This is a genomic window from Shinella sp. OV683, assembly GCF_057787725.1.
In genome coordinates, this window is sequence record NZ_CM173543.1 from 1129019 (window position 1) to 1151344 (window position 22326).

20 protein-coding genes are annotated in these 22326 nt (G+C 60.1%); 7 read left to right on the top strand and 13 right to left on the bottom strand.

Annotated features, from left to right (window positions below; translation table 11 throughout):
* Positions 1–29: 29 nt before the first annotated feature.
* The 3 genes from ACXHRN_RS05495 to ACXHRN_RS05505 form a co-directional block, all read right to left on the bottom strand.
* Positions 30–749, bottom strand: a complete 720-nt coding sequence (locus ACXHRN_RS05495; protein WP_488640333.1) for a substrate-binding periplasmic protein — start codon at positions 747–749, stop codon at positions 30–32.
* A gap of 29 nt (positions 750–778) precedes the next feature.
* Positions 779–3145 carry an EAL domain-containing protein gene (locus tag ACXHRN_RS05500; RefSeq protein WP_488640334.1) on the bottom strand — a complete coding sequence of 789 codons (2367 nt, stop codon included), beginning with the start codon at positions 3143–3145 and terminating at the stop codon, positions 779–781.
* A gap of 238 nt (positions 3146–3383) precedes the next feature.
* Entirely contained in the window at positions 3384–3980 is a 597-nt protein-coding gene (locus ACXHRN_RS05505; RefSeq protein WP_488640335.1) for a 50S ribosomal protein L25/general stress protein Ctc, read from the bottom strand.
* 263 nt (positions 3981–4243) lie between these two features.
* On the opposite strand from ACXHRN_RS05505, the gene ACXHRN_RS05510 reads away from it, so the two are divergent.
* Together ACXHRN_RS05510 and ACXHRN_RS05515 are read left to right on the top strand one after the other, a co-directional pair.
* On the top strand, positions 4244–5701 hold the full coding sequence (locus ACXHRN_RS05510; protein ID WP_488640336.1) for a hypothetical protein: 1458 nt from the start codon (positions 4244–4246) through the stop codon (positions 5699–5701).
* 181 nt (positions 5702–5882) lie between these two features.
* On the top strand, positions 5883–6845 hold the full coding sequence (locus ACXHRN_RS05515) for a helix-turn-helix domain-containing protein (RefSeq protein ID WP_488640337.1): 963 nt from the start codon (positions 5883–5885) through the stop codon (positions 6843–6845).
* A 310-nt stretch (positions 6846–7155) separates the two neighbouring features.
* Here the strand turns inward: ACXHRN_RS05515 and ACXHRN_RS05520 are convergent, their stop codons facing one another.
* The 3 genes from ACXHRN_RS05520 to ACXHRN_RS05530 form a co-directional block, all read right to left on the bottom strand.
* On the bottom strand, positions 7156–8019 hold the full coding sequence (locus ACXHRN_RS05520; protein ID WP_488640338.1) for a hypothetical protein: 864 nt from the start codon (positions 8017–8019) through the stop codon (positions 7156–7158).
* Between the two features lie 213 nt (positions 8020–8232).
* Positions 8233–9168, bottom strand: coding sequence for a ribose-phosphate pyrophosphokinase (locus ACXHRN_RS05525; RefSeq protein WP_488640339.1), 936 nt, complete (start codon positions 9166–9168; stop codon positions 8233–8235).
* A 160-nt stretch (positions 9169–9328) separates the two neighbouring features.
* Positions 9329–10186, bottom strand: coding sequence for a TetR/AcrR family transcriptional regulator (locus tag ACXHRN_RS05530; RefSeq protein WP_488640340.1), 858 nt, complete (start codon positions 10184–10186; stop codon positions 9329–9331).
* Between ACXHRN_RS05530 and ACXHRN_RS05535 the strand changes: the two genes are divergently transcribed.
* Positions 10106–10810 carry an SDR family NAD(P)-dependent oxidoreductase gene (locus ACXHRN_RS05535; RefSeq protein ID WP_488641836.1) on the top strand — a complete coding sequence of 235 codons (705 nt, stop codon included), beginning with the start codon at positions 10106–10108 and terminating at the stop codon, positions 10808–10810. The genes ACXHRN_RS05530 and ACXHRN_RS05535 overlap by 81 nt on opposite strands.
* Before the next feature lie 33 nt (positions 10811–10843).
* Here the strand turns inward: ACXHRN_RS05535 and ACXHRN_RS05540 are convergent, their stop codons facing one another.
* The gene (locus ACXHRN_RS05540) at positions 10844–11284 is read right to left on the bottom strand and encodes a MarR family winged helix-turn-helix transcriptional regulator (protein WP_488640341.1); all 441 of its coding nucleotides are present in this window, start codon (positions 11282–11284) and stop codon (positions 10844–10846) included.
* 161 nt (positions 11285–11445) lie between these two features.
* On the opposite strand from ACXHRN_RS05540, the gene ACXHRN_RS05545 reads away from it, so the two are divergent.
* Together ACXHRN_RS05545 and ACXHRN_RS05550 are read left to right on the top strand one after the other, a co-directional pair.
* Positions 11446–12273, top strand: coding sequence for a p-hydroxycinnamoyl CoA hydratase/lyase (locus tag ACXHRN_RS05545; protein ID WP_488640342.1), 828 nt, complete (start codon positions 11446–11448; stop codon positions 12271–12273).
* A gap of 56 nt (positions 12274–12329) precedes the next feature.
* A complete protein-coding gene (locus ACXHRN_RS05550; protein WP_488640343.1) occupies positions 12330–13820 on the top strand; it encodes an AMP-binding protein in 1491 nt (496 codons plus the stop codon).
* 32 nt (positions 13821–13852) lie between these two features.
* Here the strand turns inward: ACXHRN_RS05550 and ACXHRN_RS05555 are convergent, their stop codons facing one another.
* Positions 13853–15796, bottom strand: coding sequence for a DUF4189 domain-containing protein (locus ACXHRN_RS05555; protein ID WP_488640344.1), 1944 nt, complete (start codon positions 15794–15796; stop codon positions 13853–13855).
* A gap of 179 nt (positions 15797–15975) precedes the next feature.
* Between ACXHRN_RS05555 and ACXHRN_RS05560 the strand changes: the two genes are divergently transcribed.
* On the top strand, positions 15976–16431 hold the full coding sequence (locus ACXHRN_RS05560; RefSeq protein WP_488640345.1) for an RrF2 family transcriptional regulator: 456 nt from the start codon (positions 15976–15978) through the stop codon (positions 16429–16431).
* Positions 16421–17314, top strand: a complete 894-nt coding sequence (locus tag ACXHRN_RS05565; RefSeq protein ID WP_488640346.1) for an NAD(P)/FAD-dependent oxidoreductase — start codon at positions 16421–16423, stop codon at positions 17312–17314. The genes ACXHRN_RS05560 and ACXHRN_RS05565 overlap by 11 nt, the downstream gene beginning before the upstream one ends.
* A gap of 55 nt (positions 17315–17369) precedes the next feature.
* On the opposite strand, the gene ACXHRN_RS05570 is transcribed toward ACXHRN_RS05565, so the two are convergent.
* The 5 genes from ACXHRN_RS05570 to lgt form a co-directional block, all read right to left on the bottom strand.
* Positions 17370–18101: a hypothetical protein gene (locus ACXHRN_RS05570; RefSeq protein ID WP_488640347.1), complete on the bottom strand. Its 732-nt coding sequence runs from the start codon at positions 18099–18101 to the stop codon at positions 17370–17372.
* Positions 18102–18175: 74 nt separating this feature from the next.
* On the bottom strand, positions 18176–19327 hold the full coding sequence (locus tag ACXHRN_RS05575; RefSeq protein ID WP_488640348.1) for a M24 family metallopeptidase: 1152 nt from the start codon (positions 19325–19327) through the stop codon (positions 18176–18178).
* A 12-nt stretch (positions 19328–19339) separates the two neighbouring features.
* Positions 19340–20134: a peptidoglycan editing factor PgeF gene (gene pgeF / locus ACXHRN_RS05580; RefSeq protein WP_488640349.1), complete on the bottom strand. Its 795-nt coding sequence runs from the start codon at positions 20132–20134 to the stop codon at positions 19340–19342.
* 112 nt (positions 20135–20246) lie between these two features.
* On the bottom strand, positions 20247–21344 hold the full coding sequence (locus ACXHRN_RS05585) for a class I SAM-dependent methyltransferase (RefSeq protein WP_488640350.1): 1098 nt from the start codon (positions 21342–21344) through the stop codon (positions 20247–20249).
* Positions 21341–22195, bottom strand: coding sequence for a prolipoprotein diacylglyceryl transferase (gene lgt, locus ACXHRN_RS05590; protein ID WP_488640351.1), 855 nt, complete (start codon positions 22193–22195; stop codon positions 21341–21343). The genes ACXHRN_RS05585 and lgt overlap by 4 nt, the downstream gene beginning before the upstream one ends.
* Between the last annotated feature and the right edge of the window lie 131 nt (positions 22196–22326).

Here is a 22326-nt window from a genome sequence, read left to right on the forward strand (position 1 = left end):
AAAGTCAACCTTTTGCGATCGATCTTTTGTCAGTTGCCCTTCTCGTCGAGGCCATATTTCAGGAACAGGGTCTTCTGGGTACCGTCTGCGATGAGGGCGGTGAGAGTCTGCTGCATCTTGGCGATCGTGTCGTCGGCCACGCCCTTGTTGCAGGCGATGGAATAGATCGTTTCGGCGAGAACCAGCACGAATTCGACCTCCGAGCCCTCGCGCCTCAGCTTGTCGTAGTACTTCTCCGAAATTGGCATCATGTCGATGCGGCCGAGCATCAGCTTCTTGTAGGTGAGGTTGAAATCGCTGGCCAGATCGACCTTGGCGAAATGGTTCGACTTCAGGACATCGGCCGTGAAGTCACCACGTTGGGTGCCGATGACATATTTGGTCGCTTCAGCCAGCGTCTTCGGGTCGACTGGGCTGCCGCGCTTGCGGATCAGCACCGTGCGGCCGGAAAGCAACGGCTCTACCCATTTGAATTTCTTGTCCCGCTCTTCGTTGTGCACGGTCGTGAAGACACAGGTGGCCGGGTCGGTTTCTGCGAGCGTCAGGGCGCGTGCCCAGGGCATCATGTCGATGGAGTGATCGATGCCTGCCCGGGTCATCAGCACATTGACCTGATCGACGGAAACGCCCTTGTAGACCTTGTTTTCGCGGAAGCTGAAGGGCGGATATTCCTCCGTCACCAGTTTCAACGTCTCCGCGTGGGCAACGCCGGCAAAGAGGAGGGGAAAGAGGATTGCCAGACGCTTCATATGTCTCATCCCATGTGCCGACGCCCTGCTTAGGCTCTGCGTCGCGTTTCGATATCGGTGAAATTCTCGATGATGGCGTCACCGGGCATCGGCCGGCCGAAAAGATATCCCTGGCCGGCATCCACACCCATCGCCGTGAGAATGTCGCGCTGCTCGGGCTTTTCGATGCCTTCTGCGACCACCAGGCAGTTCATCTGCTGGGAGATGGTGGTGATGCCCTCGACCAGCATGCGGCTCTTGTGGCGGGCAAGCTCGGTATCTTCGGTCAGGGAGCGGACGAAGGACTGGTCGATCTTGACGATGTCGACGGGGAACTTGTGGAGATAGCTGAGCGAGGAATAGCCGGTTCCGAAATCGTCGAGCGCCAGCCGGTAGCCGGACTTGCCGAACGCCTCGAGGATGCTCTGGACCGCGGGGTTGTGATGCATCAACACGGCCTCGGTGATCTCGACCACGATGTTGGCCGGCGATACGCCCCACTTCATAAGCGACGCCGTCATGCGGTCGAGAAGTGCAGGTTCGAATTGCAGCGGTGAGAAATTGACGGCGACGTAGGCGTTGCGGAATTCCTCATGGCTGCGAAGCCGCGCCAGCTGGGCAACTGCCTTGTCGAAGATGCACTCCCCGATTTTCGTAATCGTTCCGGTTTCCTCGGCATTCTGAATGATGCCGGCGGGTGGAAGAAGCCCACGCTCCGGATGATTAAGGCGCATCAGAGCCTCGAAACCGGCGATGCGACCGGTTTTGAGGTTGAAGATGGGTTGGAGATGAGCCTCGAACCAATCCTCTCGAAGGCCGTCTTCGATATAGGCCTCCATCTGCACCCGACTCTGCGCGGCGCTCGCGAGCTCCGGATCGAAGAGGCGCGCGCCGTTCTTGCCGTTGCGCTTGCGGGCATACATGGCAAGGTCAGATTTTTGCAGCAGTTCGGCTGCCGTCTGGGCGTGATCGGGATAGAGCGCGATGCCGATGCTGGCGCTGAGATTGACACGATGCTCGTCGATATTGAGCGGCATGTCGATGACGCGGCTGATGCAACGGGCAATTTCGAGCGCCGCATTTTCCGGCGCCTCGGCCGCAATCAGGATCGCGAACTCGTCGCCGCCTAGCCGTGCCATCGCATCGGACGGACGGAGCTGAGCGCGAATCCTCGAGACGATCGTCTGCAGCACTTTGTCGCCGACCGAGTGCCCCAGCGTGTCGTTGATCCACTTGAAGCGATCGAGATCGACAAACAGACAGGCAAGGCCAGTGGCTTCGCGGTCAGCGGTGGTGATTCTCTGTTCCAAGATTGTCTCGAAACCCTGGCGATTGAGCAGACCGGTCAGATGGTCGGTGATTGCCTGGATATGGTTGCGCTGTTCGGCCGTCTTGAGTTCGGTGACATCGGTCATGACGGACAACGACATGCGGTCGGCGCCGTCGGCGATCGCCGTCTCCATGATCAGCATGTCGGCGAGGCGACCGTTGGCCAGACGAAATTTGACCGTGACACTGTTGCGGATCGTCAGGTCGAGCTCGTCGCGCCGCGTCTGGTAGGTCCGCAGGTCGTCACTGGCAATGAAGCCGTGGAACAGCTTGCCGATCACGGAGGCGCGCTCGTAGCCGGTCGCGAGCAGCCAGTAATCGCTGACGGCGGTCAGGCGATCGGCGCCATCTACCGTGTAAAGCATGGCAGGCGTGCGGTTATAGGTCTCGGTGGTGCGCGCATGAGCGGCGCGGATTTCGAGCTCTTCCTCGGCGAGGCGCGCCTGCATAGCGTTGAAGTTGGCTGCGAGCGCGCCCATTTCGTCGTCGGAATCCCAGTCGACCTGATGGCGCGAACCGAGCCGACGGGTGGCCTCGATCGCCGCCGTCAGACGGGTCAGCGGCTTGATGATCAGCTGGCGGTTGCCGACGATGGCCGCGCCGAAGATCAGAAGCACGGCGACCGCAAAGATGAGAAGGACTGTGAATTCGCCGTCCAGTCTCCCGTCGAACAGGGAACGCTTGACGATATGCATTTCGATCAAGCCGACCTTCTTGAGGCCTTCGACCGTCCGGTATTCGATGATGCGGGTAAGCACGATGTCGCCGTCATCATCGCCGTCGCTGCCGTTTTCCCCGACCTTGATGTTGATCTGGCCGGTATTGTCGCTGACGGTAACCCGGTTCACGATGCGGATGGCGGCAATCGCCTTGGTGATCTGCTGGACGCTTTCAATATCGAAATCCCAAAGCGGCTTGCCGAGCGCCTGGGCATTGGCTTCGATGAGGATCTGGCCGCGATCTAGCGCGTCCTTGGCCGAGCGTTGTTCGGAAAGCTGGAAGAACAGCACGAATAGCGGGGCAACAACGAGGATCAGGACCGCGAAGATGATCGAAATAAAGCGATTTTCAACCGAATGTGCGAACATGAAAATTCGTATGCCTTGCCCCTGCAATCCCGATGCGGCAATTGACCAAACCGCTGCAATGGACGGCCTTGCTCATCGGCAGGACCTTACAATGGCAAACATTAAATGTTGCTGAAGTTACGGGAGCGGGCGACCTGGCGCGGCAAGTCATGTGCATTTGACATGCTAATACAGTAAACAAAACCCTGCGCAGTTGCCTGCGCAGGGTTCCGAATTCAACAGCTGCAGGATGAAGCGATTACTCTGCTACTTCTTCCGTGGTGCCGCCTGCGGGAGCCATGATCGTTGCGATCGTGAAGTCACGATCACCGATCACGGTGGTGGAGCCAGCCGGCAGCGTGATGTTCGAAATGTGGATGCCATCACCGATCTTCAGGCCAGAAAGGTCTGCGGTGAGGAATTCCGGAATATCGTTTGCCGGGCAATGCAGTTCGACTTCGTGACGAACGATGTTCAGCACGCCGCCGATCTTGATGCCGGGGGACTTTTCTTCATTGACGAAATGCACCGGCACTTCGACGGTAACCTGCGTGTCTGCGGAGACGCGGAGGAAGTCGACATGCATGGTGAAATCGCGCACCGGGTCGAGCTGGTAATCCTTCGGCAGAACCGAGATCTTCTTGCCGTCGACGTCGATGGTGGCAACGGTGGTCATGAAACCGCCGGCATGAATCTTCAGCGTCACTTCCTTGATGGGAAGGGCGATGGAGATGGGAGCCTGCTTGTCACCATAGATGACAGCAGGAATGAGGCCTTTGCGGCGAAGTTCACGGGAGGACCCCTTACCAACCCGATCGCGCAGCTCGGCCTTGAGCTCGTAAGCAACATGGCTCATGGCTATTCCTTTCTAGTGTTATGGAGGGCTCCTGTCCGACATCTACGAAGTGCAGGAACCTGCATGCCCGAAAGCATGCCTCCGCCCTGCCTCCAAGGGTGTCCGGGCGGATGCGGGGTCCATAACGCAATCGAATAATTTACGCAAGTCGCCCGTTGCTGCATATGCGAACCAAAACATGTTCGTTCGAGATGCGGCATTGACGGGCACCAGCCCAGCGGGCAATCTGCCGCAACAAATCAAGATGATACGGAGAAACACTCATGCGTCGCGCGCTATACTCCACCGTTGCAATATTTGCGACCCTTTTCCCCATGCAATCGATGGCCGCGGATATTTCCGAGGCGGGCGCGCGGGACATCGCCGAGAAGCTCACCCACTATCTGCCCAAGGATATTGTCGATACCGGCTTCCTCAAGGTGACCGCCGGAGCCAATCGCTACGAGCTGTCGGTGGACATGGAGCCGCTGCTGGCCAAGATCCCCAAGGATCAATTCTCGATCAGCGGCCTCAGGCCCTTCGTCCACTACCTGACGCCGCAGGACGACGGTCTGTGGAAAGTGGAATCCAACGACCATCTGAATGTCTCGGGACAATTCACCCTAGAAGGCAAGAAGCAGAGCTTCACCTATATCATCGAGAAGATGGCCCTGGAGGGAATGTTCGATCCGTCGATCACGTACTTCACCACGGGGCATTACAATCTCGACAAGCTCAGCATGACGACTGACACCGCTGGAGCCGAGAAGGTCGCTGCGACGATCGATTCCCTCGTTTCCGACATGAAGAGCGACAAGGTCGGTGACGGTTTCGTCGATCTCACCAGCACTATGGAGATGAAGAACCTCGTCGAAACTATCACGGACCCGACTGCCGGTACTGTCGATATTTCTGCGGCATCGATGACCGGCGACGTCAAAGCCGAGAAGATGGGCATTGTTGCCTTGCGCGATCTGGTCGTCTTCGCGCTCGACAAGGCGAAGGCACAGTCCGACAAACTGACGCCTGAAGAGGATGCCAAGCTCAAGGCGCTGATCAAGGCAAACGTGCCGTTTGTCGAAAACCTCGTCGAGAACATCAAGGTCCATGATGTCAAGGTCAAGGCACAGGGCCTGGAAGGCAGCGTTGAGGAACTGGGCTACAAGATCGAGTTCAACGGCATCAAGGCGGACACCCGCGCCGGTTTCGAAGTTAGCGTCGTCAATCCGATCGTCCCGGCTGGCCTGCTGCCGCCCGGCACCGAGGCTGCCGTGCCGCAGACCGCGAGCATGGGCGTTGCCGTCACTGGCCTCAATGTCGAGGGCGTCGTCTCCTATCTGCTGGAAAATGCCGATTTCACCAAGACGGATCCGCTCACCCCTGCGCAGTCCACCGAACTTGGCAAGATCGTGCTGCCGGGCGGCTGGATGAATGTCGAGTTCTACAATGTTGCGGCGAAGTCCTCTGTTTATGATCTGTCGCTCAGCGGCACGATGCAGGTCAACCCGGACGACAGCAGCAAGCCGCGCGCCGACATCACCATCACCGCGCGCGATCTCGACAAGACGGTGAAGTATCTGCAGGACAACTCCAAGACCGTGCCGGAATTCGGCCAGGCCTCGTTCGTCCTCTTGATGATGAAGGGTTTCGGCGAGGCCAAGGCTGACGGCACCATGGTCTGGAACGTCAAGCTTGACGAAGCCGGCAAGGTGACCGTCAACGGCCGTGAAATGCCGCGCTAAGACAGAGTTGTCGCAACCATGCGACACTGCTTGTGCCATTAGGCGAATCGACGACGCGGCAGGGCTTGTTTCCCTGCCGCTTTTTTATGCTACACTTATTTTCGAGAGGATATTGCGGCCTGTCCGTTCGGCCGCGAGCAGTGCATGGGGGAAGACAAGACTGACGCTTTGGGAGGAGCCTATGCTTGGACAGAACCAACACGCAGACCGGGTTTACGCGCTCGCGCAGGAGAAATCCGCAGGGGCAAATTCGCCTATCGCGGCCTCGTGGCGGCGATGTCTGACCCGTCATGGGTTGGCACCGGAGGAAAGCCGCCTGCCGATCCGCCTGACGGACGAGGAATTCAGGGAAACGCTCAGCAAGGCGGGACACATCGTCGAGGAGGCATCGACGGAACTCGACTGGCTGTTCGGCATGGTTGGCAAGGCCGGCTGCTGTCTCGTCTTCACGGACAGCGACGGCGTGGTGCTCGACCGGCGCGGCGTCTCTTCGGAAGACAAGCAGTTCCGTGATCTCGGCCTCTGGACCGGTACGCTGTGGAGCGAGGCCAGTGTCGGCACCAATGGTATCGGCACGGCGCTTGCGGACGGCCGCATGGTCACCGTGTTTCGCGAACAGCATTTCCTGTCGGCCAATATAGGTCTCTCCTGCGCCTCGGCGCCGGTGCGTGACCATATCGGGCAGATCGTCGGCGTAATCGACATATCGACCGCGCGCCGTGACGCCACCGAGATGATCATGCCGGTGCTGGCACAGGCGGCCAAGGACACGGCCTCGCGCATCGAGGTCAATCTTTTCCGCCGCGCCTATTCCAATGCCCGTATCGTGCTTTTGAATGCCGCGTCCCATTCCGGCTCGGCGCTGCTTGCTGTTGATCGCGACGACATGGTGTTGGGTGCGACGCGTGCGGCGCGGCTTGCACTGCGTATCGACGACACGATGATTGCGCAGGGCATTCCCGCCTCCGACGTCCTGCATGAAAGCAAGGAGCGCGAAGGCCGCGACCTGTTGGAGGCGGAACGAGCAGCGTTGAGAAGGGCGTTGTCCCGCAACAATGGCAATGTGTCGCTGACCGCGCAGATGCTGGGCATCAGCCGGGCGACGTTGCACCGCAAGATCAACAAGCTTGATCTGCATGGCTAGAGCAATTCCAGCAGAAATGCGTAGCGGTTTTGCGTCTGGAATTGCCTAAGAACAAAAAAGATAGAGCGTTTTCGCGATTCGAAGAAAAGTGGAAATGCTCTAGTGAGCAAACAGCGCGGCCTCCGGGACACCATTTCCGGATGGGGTAGTATCCGGAAATGTCTGGAGGGCAAGTGCTGTCCCAAGGGACCGCGCCGACGCAACGACACCATGATCGTTAGCTCTCGCGCCACTCATCGTCAATTTCGGAGTGCCGTTTCCGTGTGACCATTTTTGGTGGTATTTCCGGGATTCGGATGTGCTGAACGTTTCAGGCCGCCAGCCGTGCTGTTGCGGCTTCGAAGGCGTGATCGATGATCGACAGCTTTACGGCCTGTGCCTTGGCATATTCCTGCCGGAACCCGGCTGAAACCCACATCACCGAATGGCCACGGCGACCCTCCCAGCCGATCGAGCCGAGATCTTCGGCTTCCTTCAGCTTGCGGGCGAGATGGGTCCGCGACAGGCTGAGCTTTGTTGCCATGTCCCCGACCGATAGCTTACCTACCGGCACGCGATCGGTCTCGGGCGGCAGGTCCGGCATGGACGTGATCAACCAGTCCATCACCAGCCCACCATTATCAAGCCAGGTAAACAGCGAGAACGTGGCATCAGGATTGCGCACGGCGTGGGCATTGATGAGCCCGTCGGCGATGAGCGGCTGTGTATATGCGAGCAGGCCTGGGTGCTGCTGGAACGTGGGCAGCCGCTGGCCGCCGGTAAGCCTGTCCAGGCTTGCAAGATGCACCTGCAGCCAGCCGCCAATTGCCTCAATCACGGAATTAGCAGGCACCAGCGGCCGCAGGCGCTTGTCCATCGGGTCGGCGGTCTGGACGAGGTATTTGTATTTGATCAATTCCTTGACGTAGGAATCGACGGTGTTGCGGCTGGCAATACCGTTTTTGTGCACGAGGTCGATGAAATGCGAGATGTTGATGCCCGGCGTCCGGCCTTCGGTGACGCCGCGGAAGTAGATCTCGAGACCGACATGCGACATCAGCCAACGCTGCTGCGTGGCGAATGCCGCAGAAAGGCGCGTATCGCTCTCGAACATGTCGATCAACGCGCGCGACTGCACACGGATCTGCGAATACAGTGCCGGCATGGCCAGTATCTGGTCAGTCGTCAGTGCCAATTGTTCTCCACCCCTGGAATCCGAACGGCAGGCAAATGGCGCCGGCTTGCCCTCCGACGCTATCCCTTTGAGATACGCGAAGACGTGCATGCTCCGCAACGATGAAAACCTGATGGCGAAAGGAAAGAAACAAATAAATTCGAGCATCGAGGCGCTATTGCGCCTTCGAAACAAAACGTGCCGTCAAATTGAGATGCGCGACGATGAAATCCGTCAGTCGAACAGGCTGGAGACCGATTCTTCGAGGCTGGTGCGATTGATAGCCTCGCCGATCAGCGCCGCAGTCGAGATGACGCGGATATTGTGGGCGGAGAGCACGGCCGTGGGCGGCTGGATGGAATCGGTGATCACCAGTTCCTTGAGCTGGGAGGCCGCCACGCGATTGACCGCGCCGCCCGAAAGCACGCCGTGGGTGATATAGGCCGTGACGCTGGTGGCGCCATTGGCGAGCAGCGCATCGGCTGCATTGCACAGCGTGCCGCCGGAATCGACGATATCGTCGATCAGCAGGCAATCCTTGCCGGCAACATCGCCGATGATGTTCATGACTTCGGATTCGCCGGCCTTTTCGCGGCGCTTGTCGATGATGGCGAGATTGAGGTCGCTCAGGCGCTTGGCGAGCGACCGGGCGCGCACCACACCGCCGACGTCGGGCGAGACGACAACCACGTTATCGAGGTCGTAGTGCGCCTTGATATCGCGGGACAGTACCGGCACGGCGTAGAGATTGTCGGTCGGGATATCGAAGAAGCCCTGGATCTGGCCGGCATGCAGGTCGAGCGTCAGCACGCGATCGGCGCCGGCCTCGGTGATCAGGTTGGCAACCAGCTTGGCAGAAATCGGCGTACGCGAACCGGATTTACGATCCTGGCGGGCATAGCCGAAATAGGGCAGTACGGCAGTGATGCGGCGGGCAGACGACCGGCGGAACGCGTCGATCATGATCAACAGTTCCATCAGGTTGTCATTCGCAGGATAGGATGTCGACTGGATGACAAACACATCCTCGCCACGCACATTTTCCTGAATTTCTACGAAAATTTCCTGGTCGGCAAACCGCCTGACACTGGCCTTACCGAGAGGAACGTTCAGATACGAACAGATCGACTCGGCCAGCTGCCGATTGGAATTGCCTGAAAAAACCTTCATGACCTGCCGCCTGTTTTCATGCCGGATGAGCGGGTTAATAGCGGGCTTTGGCGTGAATGCAAGGGGTTTTAACGGTTTTCCTAGTTGGCATTTCCGCACATGCCTAATGGTCGTGCTGAGGAAATGCCGCAATGCAGCGAAAAGCCGGCCGGAAGAACGCCTATTTCAGGATCTTGCCGAAAAGGTTTTTCTTGAAACGCTCGACCGGTGCGGCGTCGCGATAGGCCTTCGAAAGAAGATTGGCACCCTGCATCGATTGAACGATGAAGGCGGCCGTTTCCTCGACGTCGAGATCCGCAGGCACCTCACCAGCCTGAACCGCGGCGCGCAGACAATAGGCAAGAGCGGCTTCGATCTCCTCGAAAATATGGAGCAGCTTATCGCGGATCAATTCGTTGTCGGACACCGTCTCTGCGGTGAAATTGCCGAGCAGACAGCCATTGCGCATGCTCGTTTCATTGAGCTTGTCCTTGCCGGCATCGATAAAGGCTTCCAAGCGTTCCAGCGGTGACCTGGCGTCGTTCAGCAACGTGTCGGCGAATAGCTCGCGAGAGCTTTCGTAGTAGAGATCGATGACCTCGAGGCCAAAGGCCTCCTTCGAGACGAAGTGATTTGTGAACGAGCCCTGCGGCACGCCAGCGGCCTGCACGATGTCGCGCACGCTGGCGCTGGCGAAACCGTGCTCATGCACGACCTGCAATCCGGCGCAGAGGATTCTCTCGCGATTTGAGACTCGGGACATCCGCGAAATATGGCCGTCCATAATGTCCACGTCAAGGCTGAGAAAGATAAATATGTACGTACGTATTTTTTCTTGAAAAGCAAGATGTACGTCCGTATTTGATATCCACGGCGCCGGCCAGGGGCTTGAGAGCGTCGAAATGGAGATTTGAATATGACCGAACAAGTTGTCCTGATTACTGGCGCGCTCACGGGTATCGGCCGCGCCGCAGCATTCGCCTTCGCCCGTGAGGGCGCCAAGGTTGTCGTGTCCGGCCGCCGCGAAGAAGCCGGCCATGCGCTTGCCGAGGAACTGCGCGGGCTAGGTGGCGAGGCGGAATTCATCAAGGCCGACGTCCGCTACGAGGACGAAGTCAAGCAACTCGTCGATAAGACCGTCGAGCGCTTCGGCCGGCTCGATGTCGCCGTCAACAATGCAGGCACCGAAGGGCAGATCGGACCCGTCACCGACCAGACCGCCGAAAGCGTCGCCGCCACATTCGATACCAATGTGGTCGGTATGGTGCTGAGCATGAAGCATGAACTCAAGGCCATGGCGCCGGCAGGCCGGGGCAGTATCGTCAACATATCGTCGCTGCTGGGTCATCGCGGTTTTGCCCATACTTCGATCTACACGGCCAGCAAGCATGCGGTTGAAGGGTTGACGAAAGCCACCGCGGTGGAAGTTGCCGAGAGCGGTATCCGCGTCAATGCCGTCGCTCCGGGCGCAATCGAGACGGACATGCTCAATCGTTTTACCGGCAACGATGAGGCCAAGGCTGACCTTGCCTCCGCCATCCCGATGAAACGCGTCGGCCGACCCGAGGAGCTTGCCAATGTCATCGTCTTCCTCGCCTCGGACAAGGCATCCTTCGTGACGGGCCAGATCTACAGCGCCGACGGCGGCAAGAACGCCGGCTGAACATTGTCGGGCGGGGAGCGATCTCCGCCCGGTCTATTCCTCGCCGTTTCGCCACACCCGGCGGAGCATGTCGAGTAGCTCAGTGCGTTCTTCGTTCGTCAACCGCTTGAGGACGCGGTCCTCATGTTGCCGTGCCATATCGCGCCATTTTCCGAGACCCGCCTTGCCGTTGTCGCTGAGATAGAGGCGCTGGATCCGGCGATCCTCGTCGTCATCGACGCGGCGGATGGCGGCGAGGCTTTCCAGTTCGGCCAGCAGCGTGACGATATTGGCGCGCTGCAGGCCGAGGATACGGCAGATTTCCGCCGAGGTGATGCCGGGCTGTTCGTCGATCACGCAGGCGACGCTGAAGCTGGTCGGGCGCAGCACGGTGTCGGCAAACATATCTCCGAAATCGCCCAGCATGAAAGCCGAGGCGCGGCGCATGTTGTAGCCGATGAGGTCATCGAGTTTCTCGGGCCTGTCATTGCTCATTGTCGGGCTCATCGGTCGGGCGTCCAGTCGGGCTCTTGCAAATTCAATATTGCTATGTAATATAGCAATATGAGCGCCGCATGGAAAGCGGTTGGTGAGGACTAGCATGGATGCGACCGGAATTTCATCCGGGTTTCTGCATCCGCATGGGAGGAGTTTCGATGAGCAACAGCGATGGCCCCGTGGCTTATGACGTGGTCGATGGCATTGCCTGGGTGCGGTTCAACCGGCCCGACAAGCGCAATGCGATGAATCCCGACCTCAACCGCCAGATGATGGAGGTGCTCGATGCGCTGGAGTTCCGCGCCGATGTCGGCGTGCTGGTGTTGTCGGGCGAGGGCGCGGCCTGGTCGGCGGGCATGGATCTCAAGGAGTATTTTCGCGAGACCGAAGCCAGGGGGCAGGGCGCGGTGCGGCAGGCGCAGCGTGAATCCTATGGCTGGTGGCGGCGGCTGCGCTGGTATCAGAAGCCGACCATTGCCATGGTCAACGGCTGGTGTTTTGGCGGTGGCTACGGCCCGCTGTTCGCCTGCGACCTCGCGGTTGCGGCCGATGAAGCGCAGTTTGCGCTCTCGGAAATCAACTGGGGCATCCTGCCGGGCGGCGGCGCAACCAAGGTGGTCGTCGATCTCTTGTCGATGCGCGACGCGATGTATCATGCGCTGACTGGCGAATTGATCGATGGCAAGAAGGCCGCGGCCTGGAAGCTCGTCAACGAGAGCGTGCCGCTCGACCGGCTCAGGGAGCGGGTCACCGAGATCGCCAAGGTGCTGCTGACCAAGAATCCGGTGGCGCTGAAGGCCACCAAGGACGCCATCCGCCGGGTTGCCGAGATGACCTACGACAATGCCGAGGATTATCTGGTGCGAGCGCAGGAGGCGGCGAATTTCCACGATGATGGCGGGCGCAAGGAAGGCATCCGCCAGTTCATCGACGAGAAAAGCTACAAACCCGGCCTCGGCGCCTACGACAAGTCGAAGAAGGGCTGAGGACATCGGCGCGGAGGAGACGCGCCGGTCGAGGTTGATATTTTGGGAGGATGGGAATGCCGGAGTGGAGAACACCCGATCCCGTGGCGCTGCACGCGCAGGCGCAGCCGGAAAAGCTCGCTTGCGTCGATCTCGCCACCGACCGGGAATGGACCTATCGCCAACTCAACGACGCGATCCAGCGCGCAGTCGCTGTTTTGGTGGGTCTTGGCATCGAACCCGGCCAGCGGGTCGCGGTGATTGCTCGCAACAGCGCCGATCTGCTGATCCTGCAACAGGCGGCGATGCGGTCGGGCGCGATCTTTGTGCCGGTCAACTGGCGCCTGTCGCGGCCGGAGCAAGCGGATATCCTCGCCGACTGCGCGCCCAGCCTGCTGGTTGCGGACGAGGATGCGGCTGGAATGACATTGCCGCGTGGTTGCGCGATGCTTTCGGTGGGCGAGTTTCGGGATGCTGTGGCCAACGCGGCGGCTGCGCCCGTGGCACCCTTGCCGCCGGTGGATGCTCCAATCATCCTTCTCTACACATCGGGCACGTCGGGGCGGCCCAAGGGCGTGCTGATCACCGGCCGCAACGTGTTTGCGACCGCAGTGAATTTCGGTGTGCTGGGGCAGGTTTCGCACAACAGCATCTTTCTCTGCGACACACCGATGTTCCACATCATCGGCCTGATCACCTCAATCCAGTCGCCATTGCTGCAGGGTGGCACGGTGCTGATCTCCCCGGGCTTTGACCCTCAAGTAACCAATGCGCGGCTGGCTGACGAGCGGCTTGCCGTCACCCACTATTTCTGTGTGCCGCAGATGGCGCAGGCCTTGCGCAGTGCGGCGAATTTCGAGCCGAGCAAATGGCGAAACCTGAAAGCGTTGTTCACCGGCGGCGCTCCGAACCCGCCCGCCAATATTCGTTGGTGGCTTGGGCAGGGCGTGCGGATGGTGGATGGCTACGGGATGACGGAAGCCGGTACGCTGCTCGGCATGCCACTTGATATCAGGCGCATTGAAGAGAAGGCAGGATCGGCGGGCTTGCCGCCGCCGGGGCTGACGATGCGGGTCGTGGACGAAAACGGCGTCGATGCGGGCGCTGGCGAAGTCGGCGAAATTCTTGTTGCCGGGCCGAATGTGACTCCGGGCTATTGGGCGCGGCCTGAGGAGACGGCGAGGGCATTTACATCAGATGGCTGGCTGAAAACCGGCGATCTTGCCTGCCGCGACGAAGACGGGTTCATCACCATCGTCGACCGCCGCAAGGACATGTTCATTTCCGGCGGCGAGAACGTCTATCCCGTCGAGGTCGAGACTGTGCTGGTCGAACATCCCGCCATTCTCGAGGCTGCGGTGATCGGCGTGGCCGACGAGAAATGGGGTGAGGTCGGTCGAGCCTTCATCGTGCTGCGGCCCGATTGCGAGGTGGAGGCCGAGGCGCTGGCAGCGCATTGCGCTGGGCTGATCGCGCGCTACAAGATCCCCCGGGACTATGTGCGGGTCGAAAAGCTTCCCCGCAGTGGTGCGGGGAAGGTGCTGAAAAAAGAGCTGAAGCGGCTGTGAGAGGTCATTGAATTCTCACAGCCCGCGCATCCCTACTTCGACAGGCTGTCTGGCGAGCAGGAGGTGAAGCGCACGGTGCACTTCTGTCCCATCCGCTCGCAACGACCCAATGCTTCGGCGGCCGAGCGCTTCCAGTTCGGGTGTACCGAAAAGGCGTAGTTGTCAGCCGCAGGGCCTTCACCTTCGAAGCGGGCGACGCTGATGCAGCTGTTCTGGAACGACGTCAGCGCCTGGCAGCCAAAGTCGGACTGACTACGGCATTTGGCCGCTGCGCCGCTCTGGGCAGCCTTCTTGCTTGCCTGGTTGTTGACAGCGTAGATGGCTCCGCTCATGTCGATGGCCGTTGCACCCCATAGAGTGACATTGGCCGCTTCCGGAGTTTCATCTGTCTTGGCCAGCGCGCTCGCTTTTTCAGTGCGCGAGGCGAGCTGTTTCTCAAGCTCCGCCTTCTGGCTCTTCAGGGCGGCGAAATTGTCCGTCAGGGTCTTGAGTTCCTTGGCATAGAGATCGCGCTCTTCCTGGAGTTGTGAGGTGGTCTCGTCAGGCGGAGCGTCGGCTGCGGCCTGCTGGTTGCTGTCGGGCTGGGAGGTGGCGGCGGCCAGCTTGGTCTCGGTGGCGGCGAGCTTCTGGTTAACCTCCGCGAGCTTGGTCGTGCTTGCGCTCGCCGACTTGGTCGAGGCGTCGAGATCAGCGGTCAGCTGCGCGATCTTGTCTTCCAACGCCGACTTTTCGAGGCTGGCTTCGGAATTCTTGCCGGCCATGGTTTTCAGCGCGTCTATCTGCACATTGGCTACTTCGAGCTTGGATTGGACGTCGCGCAGGGTCTTTTCGCGGTCGGCGAGGTCAGCCTTGGCCCTGTCGAGCGCTGCAGCCAGCGTCGACGTTTTCTCGGTTAGCGCGGATTGCTGTGCTTGGACCGTGCCGGCCTGGCTCCTGATCGCGTCGATTTCGGAATTGGCAGCGTTGAGCTTGGCTTGGAGATCCTTCAGTGCGGCATCTTTGTCGGCGATCGTTTTGAAAGCGGCATCGCGATCAGCTGCCAGCGTCTGTGCCTGCGTGGTAAGCTCGGCTACACGCGCATCGATCTTCTGGCCGGTGGCCTTGAAGGATTCGATCTCGGTCGTCGCGGCATCGAGCTTGGTCTGCAGGTTCCGGACCTTGTTGTCCTTGTCGACGACGTCTTTCAGCGCCGCATCGCGGGCTGCCGCGAGGTCAGCGGTCTTGGTACCGGCTTCGGCGATCTTGGCAGCGGTATCTTTGGAAGCGGCCTCCACATCAGCGAGTTTCTTGGCAAAATCCGCTTGGTCCTTGGCGCGCGCCGCCGTCGCCGACTGCGTGACCTGCTTGATCTGCGCGTCGCTCCCGGAGTCGAGGAGGTAGTAGGCGATGCCGAACCCGAGCACGAGGAAGAGCGCTGCGGCAATTGCTGTCGGCAACCAGGTCTGATGTAGCTGGTCGTCAACAAGCAGCCTAGTCGTTGCCGGGGATCGTGTATCGCGTCTTTCAGATTGCTTTGCAGGGATCTCCGCGACCGGTTTCGTCGCGGCTAGGGGCTCCGGCTCGACCGCCGCCGTCCCGGCCGCAAGACCCGGTGCGACCGAGCCAAGATCGGCAAGCGCTGCCTCCACCGGAATCGGCTCATCGACGGACGGTGTCACGATGGGCGCGGCCGGGACGCCGGATTCGGGCCAGAGAAAGACCTGCCGGAAATCCGATCCGGGCTGCTCGAGTGACAGGCTGGCGCGGGACGAGATCTTGCGGGTGAGCTCGGCATCGAGTTGGATGGTGATCATGTCGTCGCCGAGCACGGCTTCGGCTGGCAGCGCCGACGGAGTCTTCGTCCAGCCGCGCTTGGTGAGGTATTTATCGGCTGAGATGTCGTAGAGCCGGAAGCGCGTATCGTTGGTGCTAAATCCCCGTATTTCTATGACGGCGGCGCCGGAATCGGTTTCGTTCTTGACTGTAATTTCCGTCACGTGTGTGAAGCTCCATAAAGACATCTACTCCCCTGGTTGCACGTCTATTTCAGCACATTGGCAAGATTAGGACATTGTTAAGGGGGTGCACATTTCGCCTCCAAACCAGGATCGCCGGCCTGGCCTTCTTCTGCCATGCGGGATTGACATTGTCGATTTCATGTATCATTTAAAGTTACATGAAAAGAGACAGCAGACTTTCCGGCGTCTTGCACGTCGTCCTTCACATGGCCGAACACGGCAAGCCGATGACTTCGGAAGTGCTTGCCACGCACATGCAGACCAATCCCGTGGTGATACGGCGGATCATGGCGGGCTTGCGCGAGCAGGGCATCGTGCAATCGACAAAGGGTCACGGTGGTGGCTGGCAGATATCAGCCGATCTGAAAAAGGTGACCCTCAGGGACATCTACGAGGCGCTCGGCTCGCCGGAATTCTTCGCGCTCGGCAACCGCACCGAAAGTCCTGGCTGCCTAGTCGAACAGTCTGTGAATGCAGCGCTAGACGGCGCTTTCCGCGATGCAGAGGCCATGCTCATCGGGCGCCTCGGCAGCATCACGCTGGCTGAGCTTTCGGCCGATTTTCACCAACGCTTTCAGGCCTACAAGAGTGGAGTATCTCACCATGAACATTGATGCCATTGTCGTGGGCGGCAGCTTTGCCGGCCTTGCCGCAGCGACACAGATCGCCCGCGCCCGTCGCAACGTGCTGGTCGTGGATGCCGGCCAGCGGCGCAACCGGTTTGCTAGTGCCTCACATGGTTTTCTTGGGCAGGATGGTCGCGCACCGGCAGATATCATCGCCGATGCGCGGCGCCAGCTGCTTGCCTATCCCACCGTACGGATCGTCGAGGATACAGCGATTTCCGCGCGTGCAACCGATGCCGGCTTTGCCGTGACGCTTGCCAATGGCGGCGAAATTGAGGCGGCGCGGCTGGTGCTGGCCACTGGCGTTACCGATACGCTGCCCGAGGTGCCCGGCCTGCGTGAGCGTTGGGGCAGGTCGGTCTTCCATTGCCCCTATTGCCATGGCTACGAGATCGGCCGGGGGCGTATCGGCGTGCTCGGCGTCGGGCCTATGTCAATTCACCAGGCGATGCTGATTGCCGAATGGGGCGAGACGACACTGCTGACCAATGGTATATTCGAGCCTGATGCCGAGCAGGCGACGGCGCTTGCGGAAAGAGGCGTTGAAGTTGAGACACAGCCGGTGCTGGTTGTCTCGGGGAATGCGGATGTCGCATTGGCCGATGGCCGCCAACTGAGCTTTGACGGTATGTTTACGGCCTCGCTCACCAGCATGGCCAGTCCGCTCGCCGAGCAACTCGGCTGCAAGTTCGTCGAGGGGCCGCTCGGTCAGTACATCGAGACTTCGGGCTTCATGCGGACGTCGGTGCCGGGCGTGTTCGCCTGCGGTGACGCAGCACGAGGAGCGGGTTCGGTGTCGATCGCTGTGGGGGATGGCGCCATGGCCGGTGTCGGTGCGCACCAGTCGATGGTGTTTCCGCAGGCCGCATAAATACGATTTAGATCGCATAAGTACTATTTGGGCCGCCTGAATTCTCTCAGGTGACCTAGCCCTGCGCACCCTTCCACTTCATGTATTCGGCGATGGTGTTGACGCCGATCTGCTGCATGACCTCGGGTGGCACCGCCGTCCATGCGTCCCCGGATTTGCCGGGCACGCTCTCCTGTCCTTGGATGCGATGCAGCCTTGCGCCGGAATTGTCGAGAACGTCCCAGACATAGACGACCGTCACCTGCTTGCCGTCGCTAAAGGCGGAGAGATAACCTTTCAACACGTGTTCCGACGTTGCGTCGCCGGATGCCTTGATCGTTAGGCCGTTAGAGCGGGCGGAATTGCCGAGTTCCCGTGAGAGAGGCGTGACCGCGGTGACCGGCGCGCCGATGATCGGCAGGAAGCGGATCGAGCCTTTGGCCGTATTCGACGCATAGATGCTGCTGATCGGCTTGGCAGCACTGTCGCTCTTGTAGAGGTTGGCACCGAGGGAGGTGTTCTCCTCTTTGGTGAGCGACGGGTTGGGCTGGCCGCTCTCCAGTGCCTGCGCTTGCGCCTCCAACGTGTTCTGTGGCGCGTAAGTCGTGTTGGCCGCGTCGTTCACCGCCTGCGTTGAATTGTCTGCGGTGTCGTCGCGGACCGGCTGGCTGTTGGTGACGACGTTCTGCTGCGTGTCATTCTTGGCATTTGGGACATCGACTTGCGGCGTCAGCGCGTCGGGTGTGTTGCAGCCGGCAAGCAGGGAAAGGAGACACAGGGCCGCAAAAGCAAACCGTTGTCTGCACATGATTCCCTCCGATTCCGTTCGCATCCGCCGCGGATTTATGAGCGCCGCTGGGTATTCCTGTCAATTGGCGAATTTCAGACGGAAATCAGGTCGAGACTGTGACGCGTCAGGCTTTTGACCGCACCCGACGTTGTCAGGTAGGTCTGGCCGAGCGTCATCGCCGTGCCGGTGTCGGAATCCATGATGATCATATGCACGAACAGCGTCATGCCGGGCAGGATCTGTTCCGGATTGCCCGCATGGAACATCTGGTGCTCCATCCAGGACGGCGAGAAGCGTGCGCCCACCGAATAGCCGCAGGCATTGAGCCGATGGCGGGCGAGGCCGCGTTCGTCCATGATCCGGGCATGCGTGTCGAAGACGGTGCCGAATGTGTTGCCCGGGATCAGCACCTGCTCGATGGCCTCGATCGCATCGCGAGACGCGGCATAGAGCATGCGCTGATGCTCAGTCGGTTGACCAACAATGATGGTGCGCATCATCGGGGCATGATAGTGGGCGTAGACGCCGGCCCATTCGATCGTCAGCTGGTCCACCGCATCGAGATTGCGTCGGCCAGCCTTGTAGCGGCAGAGCAGCGCATCGGCGCCCGAGCCGAGGATGAATTCGTTGGCTGGATAGTCGCCGCCACCTGCGAAGACGGCGCCTTGCATCGCCGTGAGGATATCGGCTTCATTGGCGCCGGGCTTGACCAACGCCAAGGCTGCATCCAGGGCGTCGTCGGAAAGCGCGGCGGCCTTTTCGGCATATTCGATCTCGGCGGGACTTTTGATCAGCCGGAGATGGCTGACGATATAGGATGCATCGACCAGCGTGCCGAAGCTCACGAGCTGATTGTCGAGAAGCCGCTGGTTCTTGCCGGTCAGGCCATGGGTATCGTATTCGATGCCGATGCGGCTGCCCAGGAGGTCGAGATCCATCAGCATGTTCTTGAGGTCGGCTGCAGGATCGGAATTGGTGCGATCCACCCAGACGCGGATATCTTCGATGATCGACGTATGGCGCGCCTGGCGAAGGTCGGCAGAGCGGGTCAACAAGACCATCTGGCCATCGGCCTTAACCACCAGCGTCTGGAAGAAGCAGTAGCCGAAGGTGTCGTAGCCGGTCAGCCAGTACATGCTCTCTTGCGCAAAGAGCAGCAGCGCATCGAGTTTCTCCTCCTTCATCCGTACTTTCAGGAGTTCCATGCGGGACGCAAATTCGTCCTTCGAAAAATGAAGCGCCATGGTGATGTCTCCCTACGACCTGATCATTATAGCGGAAATCTGCCGGCCGTAATCCGGCTCCTGGCGATGCGTGGTGCGGCGATAGGAGAAATAGTTCTCCTCATCGGCATAGGTGCAGATATCGAGGTTCTCGGCTTCGACGCCAGCGGCGCGAAGGCGGCTGACGGTCAGGCCGGGCAGGTCGAACATGCTATGGCCGGGCTTCTCCGAGGCTATGAAAAAGCGCTGCCATTCCGGATTGCGCTCGACAAAGCGCGTAACGAATTCCGGGCCGACTTCATAGCTGCGTTGCGAGATGGAAGGACCGAGGCTTGCCTTGATCCGCTCGCGTTTCGCGCCGAGTCCGATCATCGCAACTATGGTGTTTTCGAGCACGCCGTCGAAGGCGCCTTTCCAACCGGCATGCGCCGCGCCGATCACGCCGGCATCGGCATCGGCGAACAGCACTGGGCCGCAATCGGCGGCCAGGACTCCCAGCACCACGCCGGGCGTCGCGGTCACCTGCCCATCGGCTTCGGGACGATCGCCGCCGCGATTGTCGGTGACATGCACGACGTCGGGCGAATGGACCTGGTAGAGTGTCGCAAGGTTTTCCAGTGGCCGGCCGAACCAGCCGGCGACACGGGCACGATTTTCGTGGATGTTTTCAGCAATATCGTTGGAACCAAGGCCGACATTCAGGCCGCGATAGAGCCCATCCGACACGCCTCCGCCGCGACCGAAGTAACCGTGAGCAATGCCGCCGCCGATGCTCTCAAGCAGCGGACTCTGGACAGGCGACAGGCTGGATTTTGAAGCCGCGTTCATCTTGGATCGACGCCTTTGTCATTCATGATTCGAAGATATAGACGAAAAAACCCGATCATTGCGACCGCCAATTGCGACATTGTTGGCAGAGGATGTTTGCCGGTGTCAACCGTCAGGCCTCGAACGGCTGCAATGCGATTTGCGGGCTCGAAACGGCCAGCACCTTGAAAAGTTCGCCCATTTCCCCTTCGCCCGCACCCACCAGTCTTGTGACCGCAGCGCGAATTTCCTCCTGCGTGTCGGCATTCTTGTCGCGGCCGAGAATGCCGGCACGCTCGGCAATCCCGAGCGCCAGCAGGAACGTGCCCTGATCCATCATTCCGTTGACATGCAGCGCGCGAGCCCGGGCCACCTGGGCAAGTACCGAAAAATCGACATGGCTGGTGAGATCGGCAATGCCGGGATGGGCAAGCGGCGGATCGAAGCGATGATCGAGTACCGCTTGCAGCGTATCGCCAAAGCCGGATTCGACATGGCCGTAGTCGATAAACAGCGCGGTGCCGCCGCTGGCAAACAGGCGATCGGAGATCGCCTGCATGATGGCTGTGCGGGCGGGGGCGATCTCAACGATCGTGCCGGGAGGCTGGCTGGCATAGCCCTCGGGCAGCAGCGAGGGATCGACGCCACCGTAGCCGGCGGCGAAACTCAACGTGTCATCTTCGCCGAGCCCGACCATCCGCTCGCGAAACCCGGAGGATGTCTTGACGAATTGGCGGATCGGCACTGCATCGAAGAATTCGTTGGCGGCCAGTAGCAGGAAACCGTCCGGCACATCCTCGAAGCTTTGATGCCAGGTGACTTTGCCTGCGTGTTCGGAGAGCGTCTTCGCCTGCAGGCTGGCCAGCTTGTCGCTGGTCTCGACCATATGCACTGTCGCGACGGCGTAGAGGTCCGGGGCGAGTCGTCTGATAACCCGCAGCATGTCGGCCATCATCGTCCCGCGACCCGGCCCGATTTCAACGATGCGGATCGGCGCCTTGGGCATGAGGTGCTTCTGCCACGCATGCACCAGGAAAATCCCGATCATTTCGCCGAAGAGTTGGCTGACTTCGGGCGCGGTGATGAAATCGCCACGGCTGCCGAAAGGCTCGCGGGTCTTGTAATAGCCGTGCTCAGGGTCAGCGAGGCAGAGCGCGAAATAATCGGTGACGCTGATCGGGCCATTCTGGCGGATGATCGCCTTGATCTTTTCGGCAAGCGGCGTGGTCATGCGGCTTCCGGAAGCTTCGCCGCGGCGGCCTTCGCCCGCAACATCGCCCAGATGCCGAGCAGCAACATGGGGATCGACAGCAGCATGCCCATGGTCAGCCAGCCGCCGAAGAGGTAGCCAAGCTGTGCGTCCGGTTGGCGCACGAATTCGACTGAAATGCGCGACAAGGCGTAGAGGCTGACAAAGGCACCGGCCACGAAGCCCGGGGTCTTTAGTCCACCACGGAAGAATACGAGCCAGGCGAGGATCAGGCCGGTGACTAAGCCTTCGAGACCAGCTTCATAGAGCTGGCTGGGATGACGGGCGAAAGGCTCCTGGCCCGGAAAGATTACGGCCCAGGGCAGGTCGGTGACCTTGCCCCACAATTCGCCATTAATGAAATTGGCGATGCGCACGAGGAACAGGCCGGTGACGCACACGGTGGCGATGACATCAAACAGCGACCAGACGCTAAGCCCGCGCTTCTTGGCAAACAGGATCATGGCGATGGTCGTGCCGGTGATGCCGCCGTGGAAGGACATGCCGCCATTCCAGATCTCGAAGGCGCTGATCGGATTGGCGATGATGTTGGCGAAATCGTAGAACAGGATATAGCCAATGCGGCCGCCAAGCACGATGCCGATGGCCGCCCAGAACACGAAGTCGTCGATGTCGGTCAGCGTCATGGCTGGCTTGTCGTTACGCCACAGGCGCGGCGTGGACAGGATCTTGCGCGCATAGAGCCAGCCGATCAGGATGCTGACGACATAGGATATGCCGTACCATTTGATTGAGACGGGGCCGATGTGGAACGCCTCCGCGCCGATCTTGGGAAAGGGCATGATGGCAAGGACTTGGAGGGCTTCGGTCAAGATCGTCTCCCGAGGGGCATTTGTGGGCGTGCAATAGCATGATATTTTGTGCCGAACAGCCTTTTGCAATGCGGCTATGGCTAAAAAGCGTCGCACCGCGTGGCTTTTTCCTTGCAACGATCGAGCCCAAA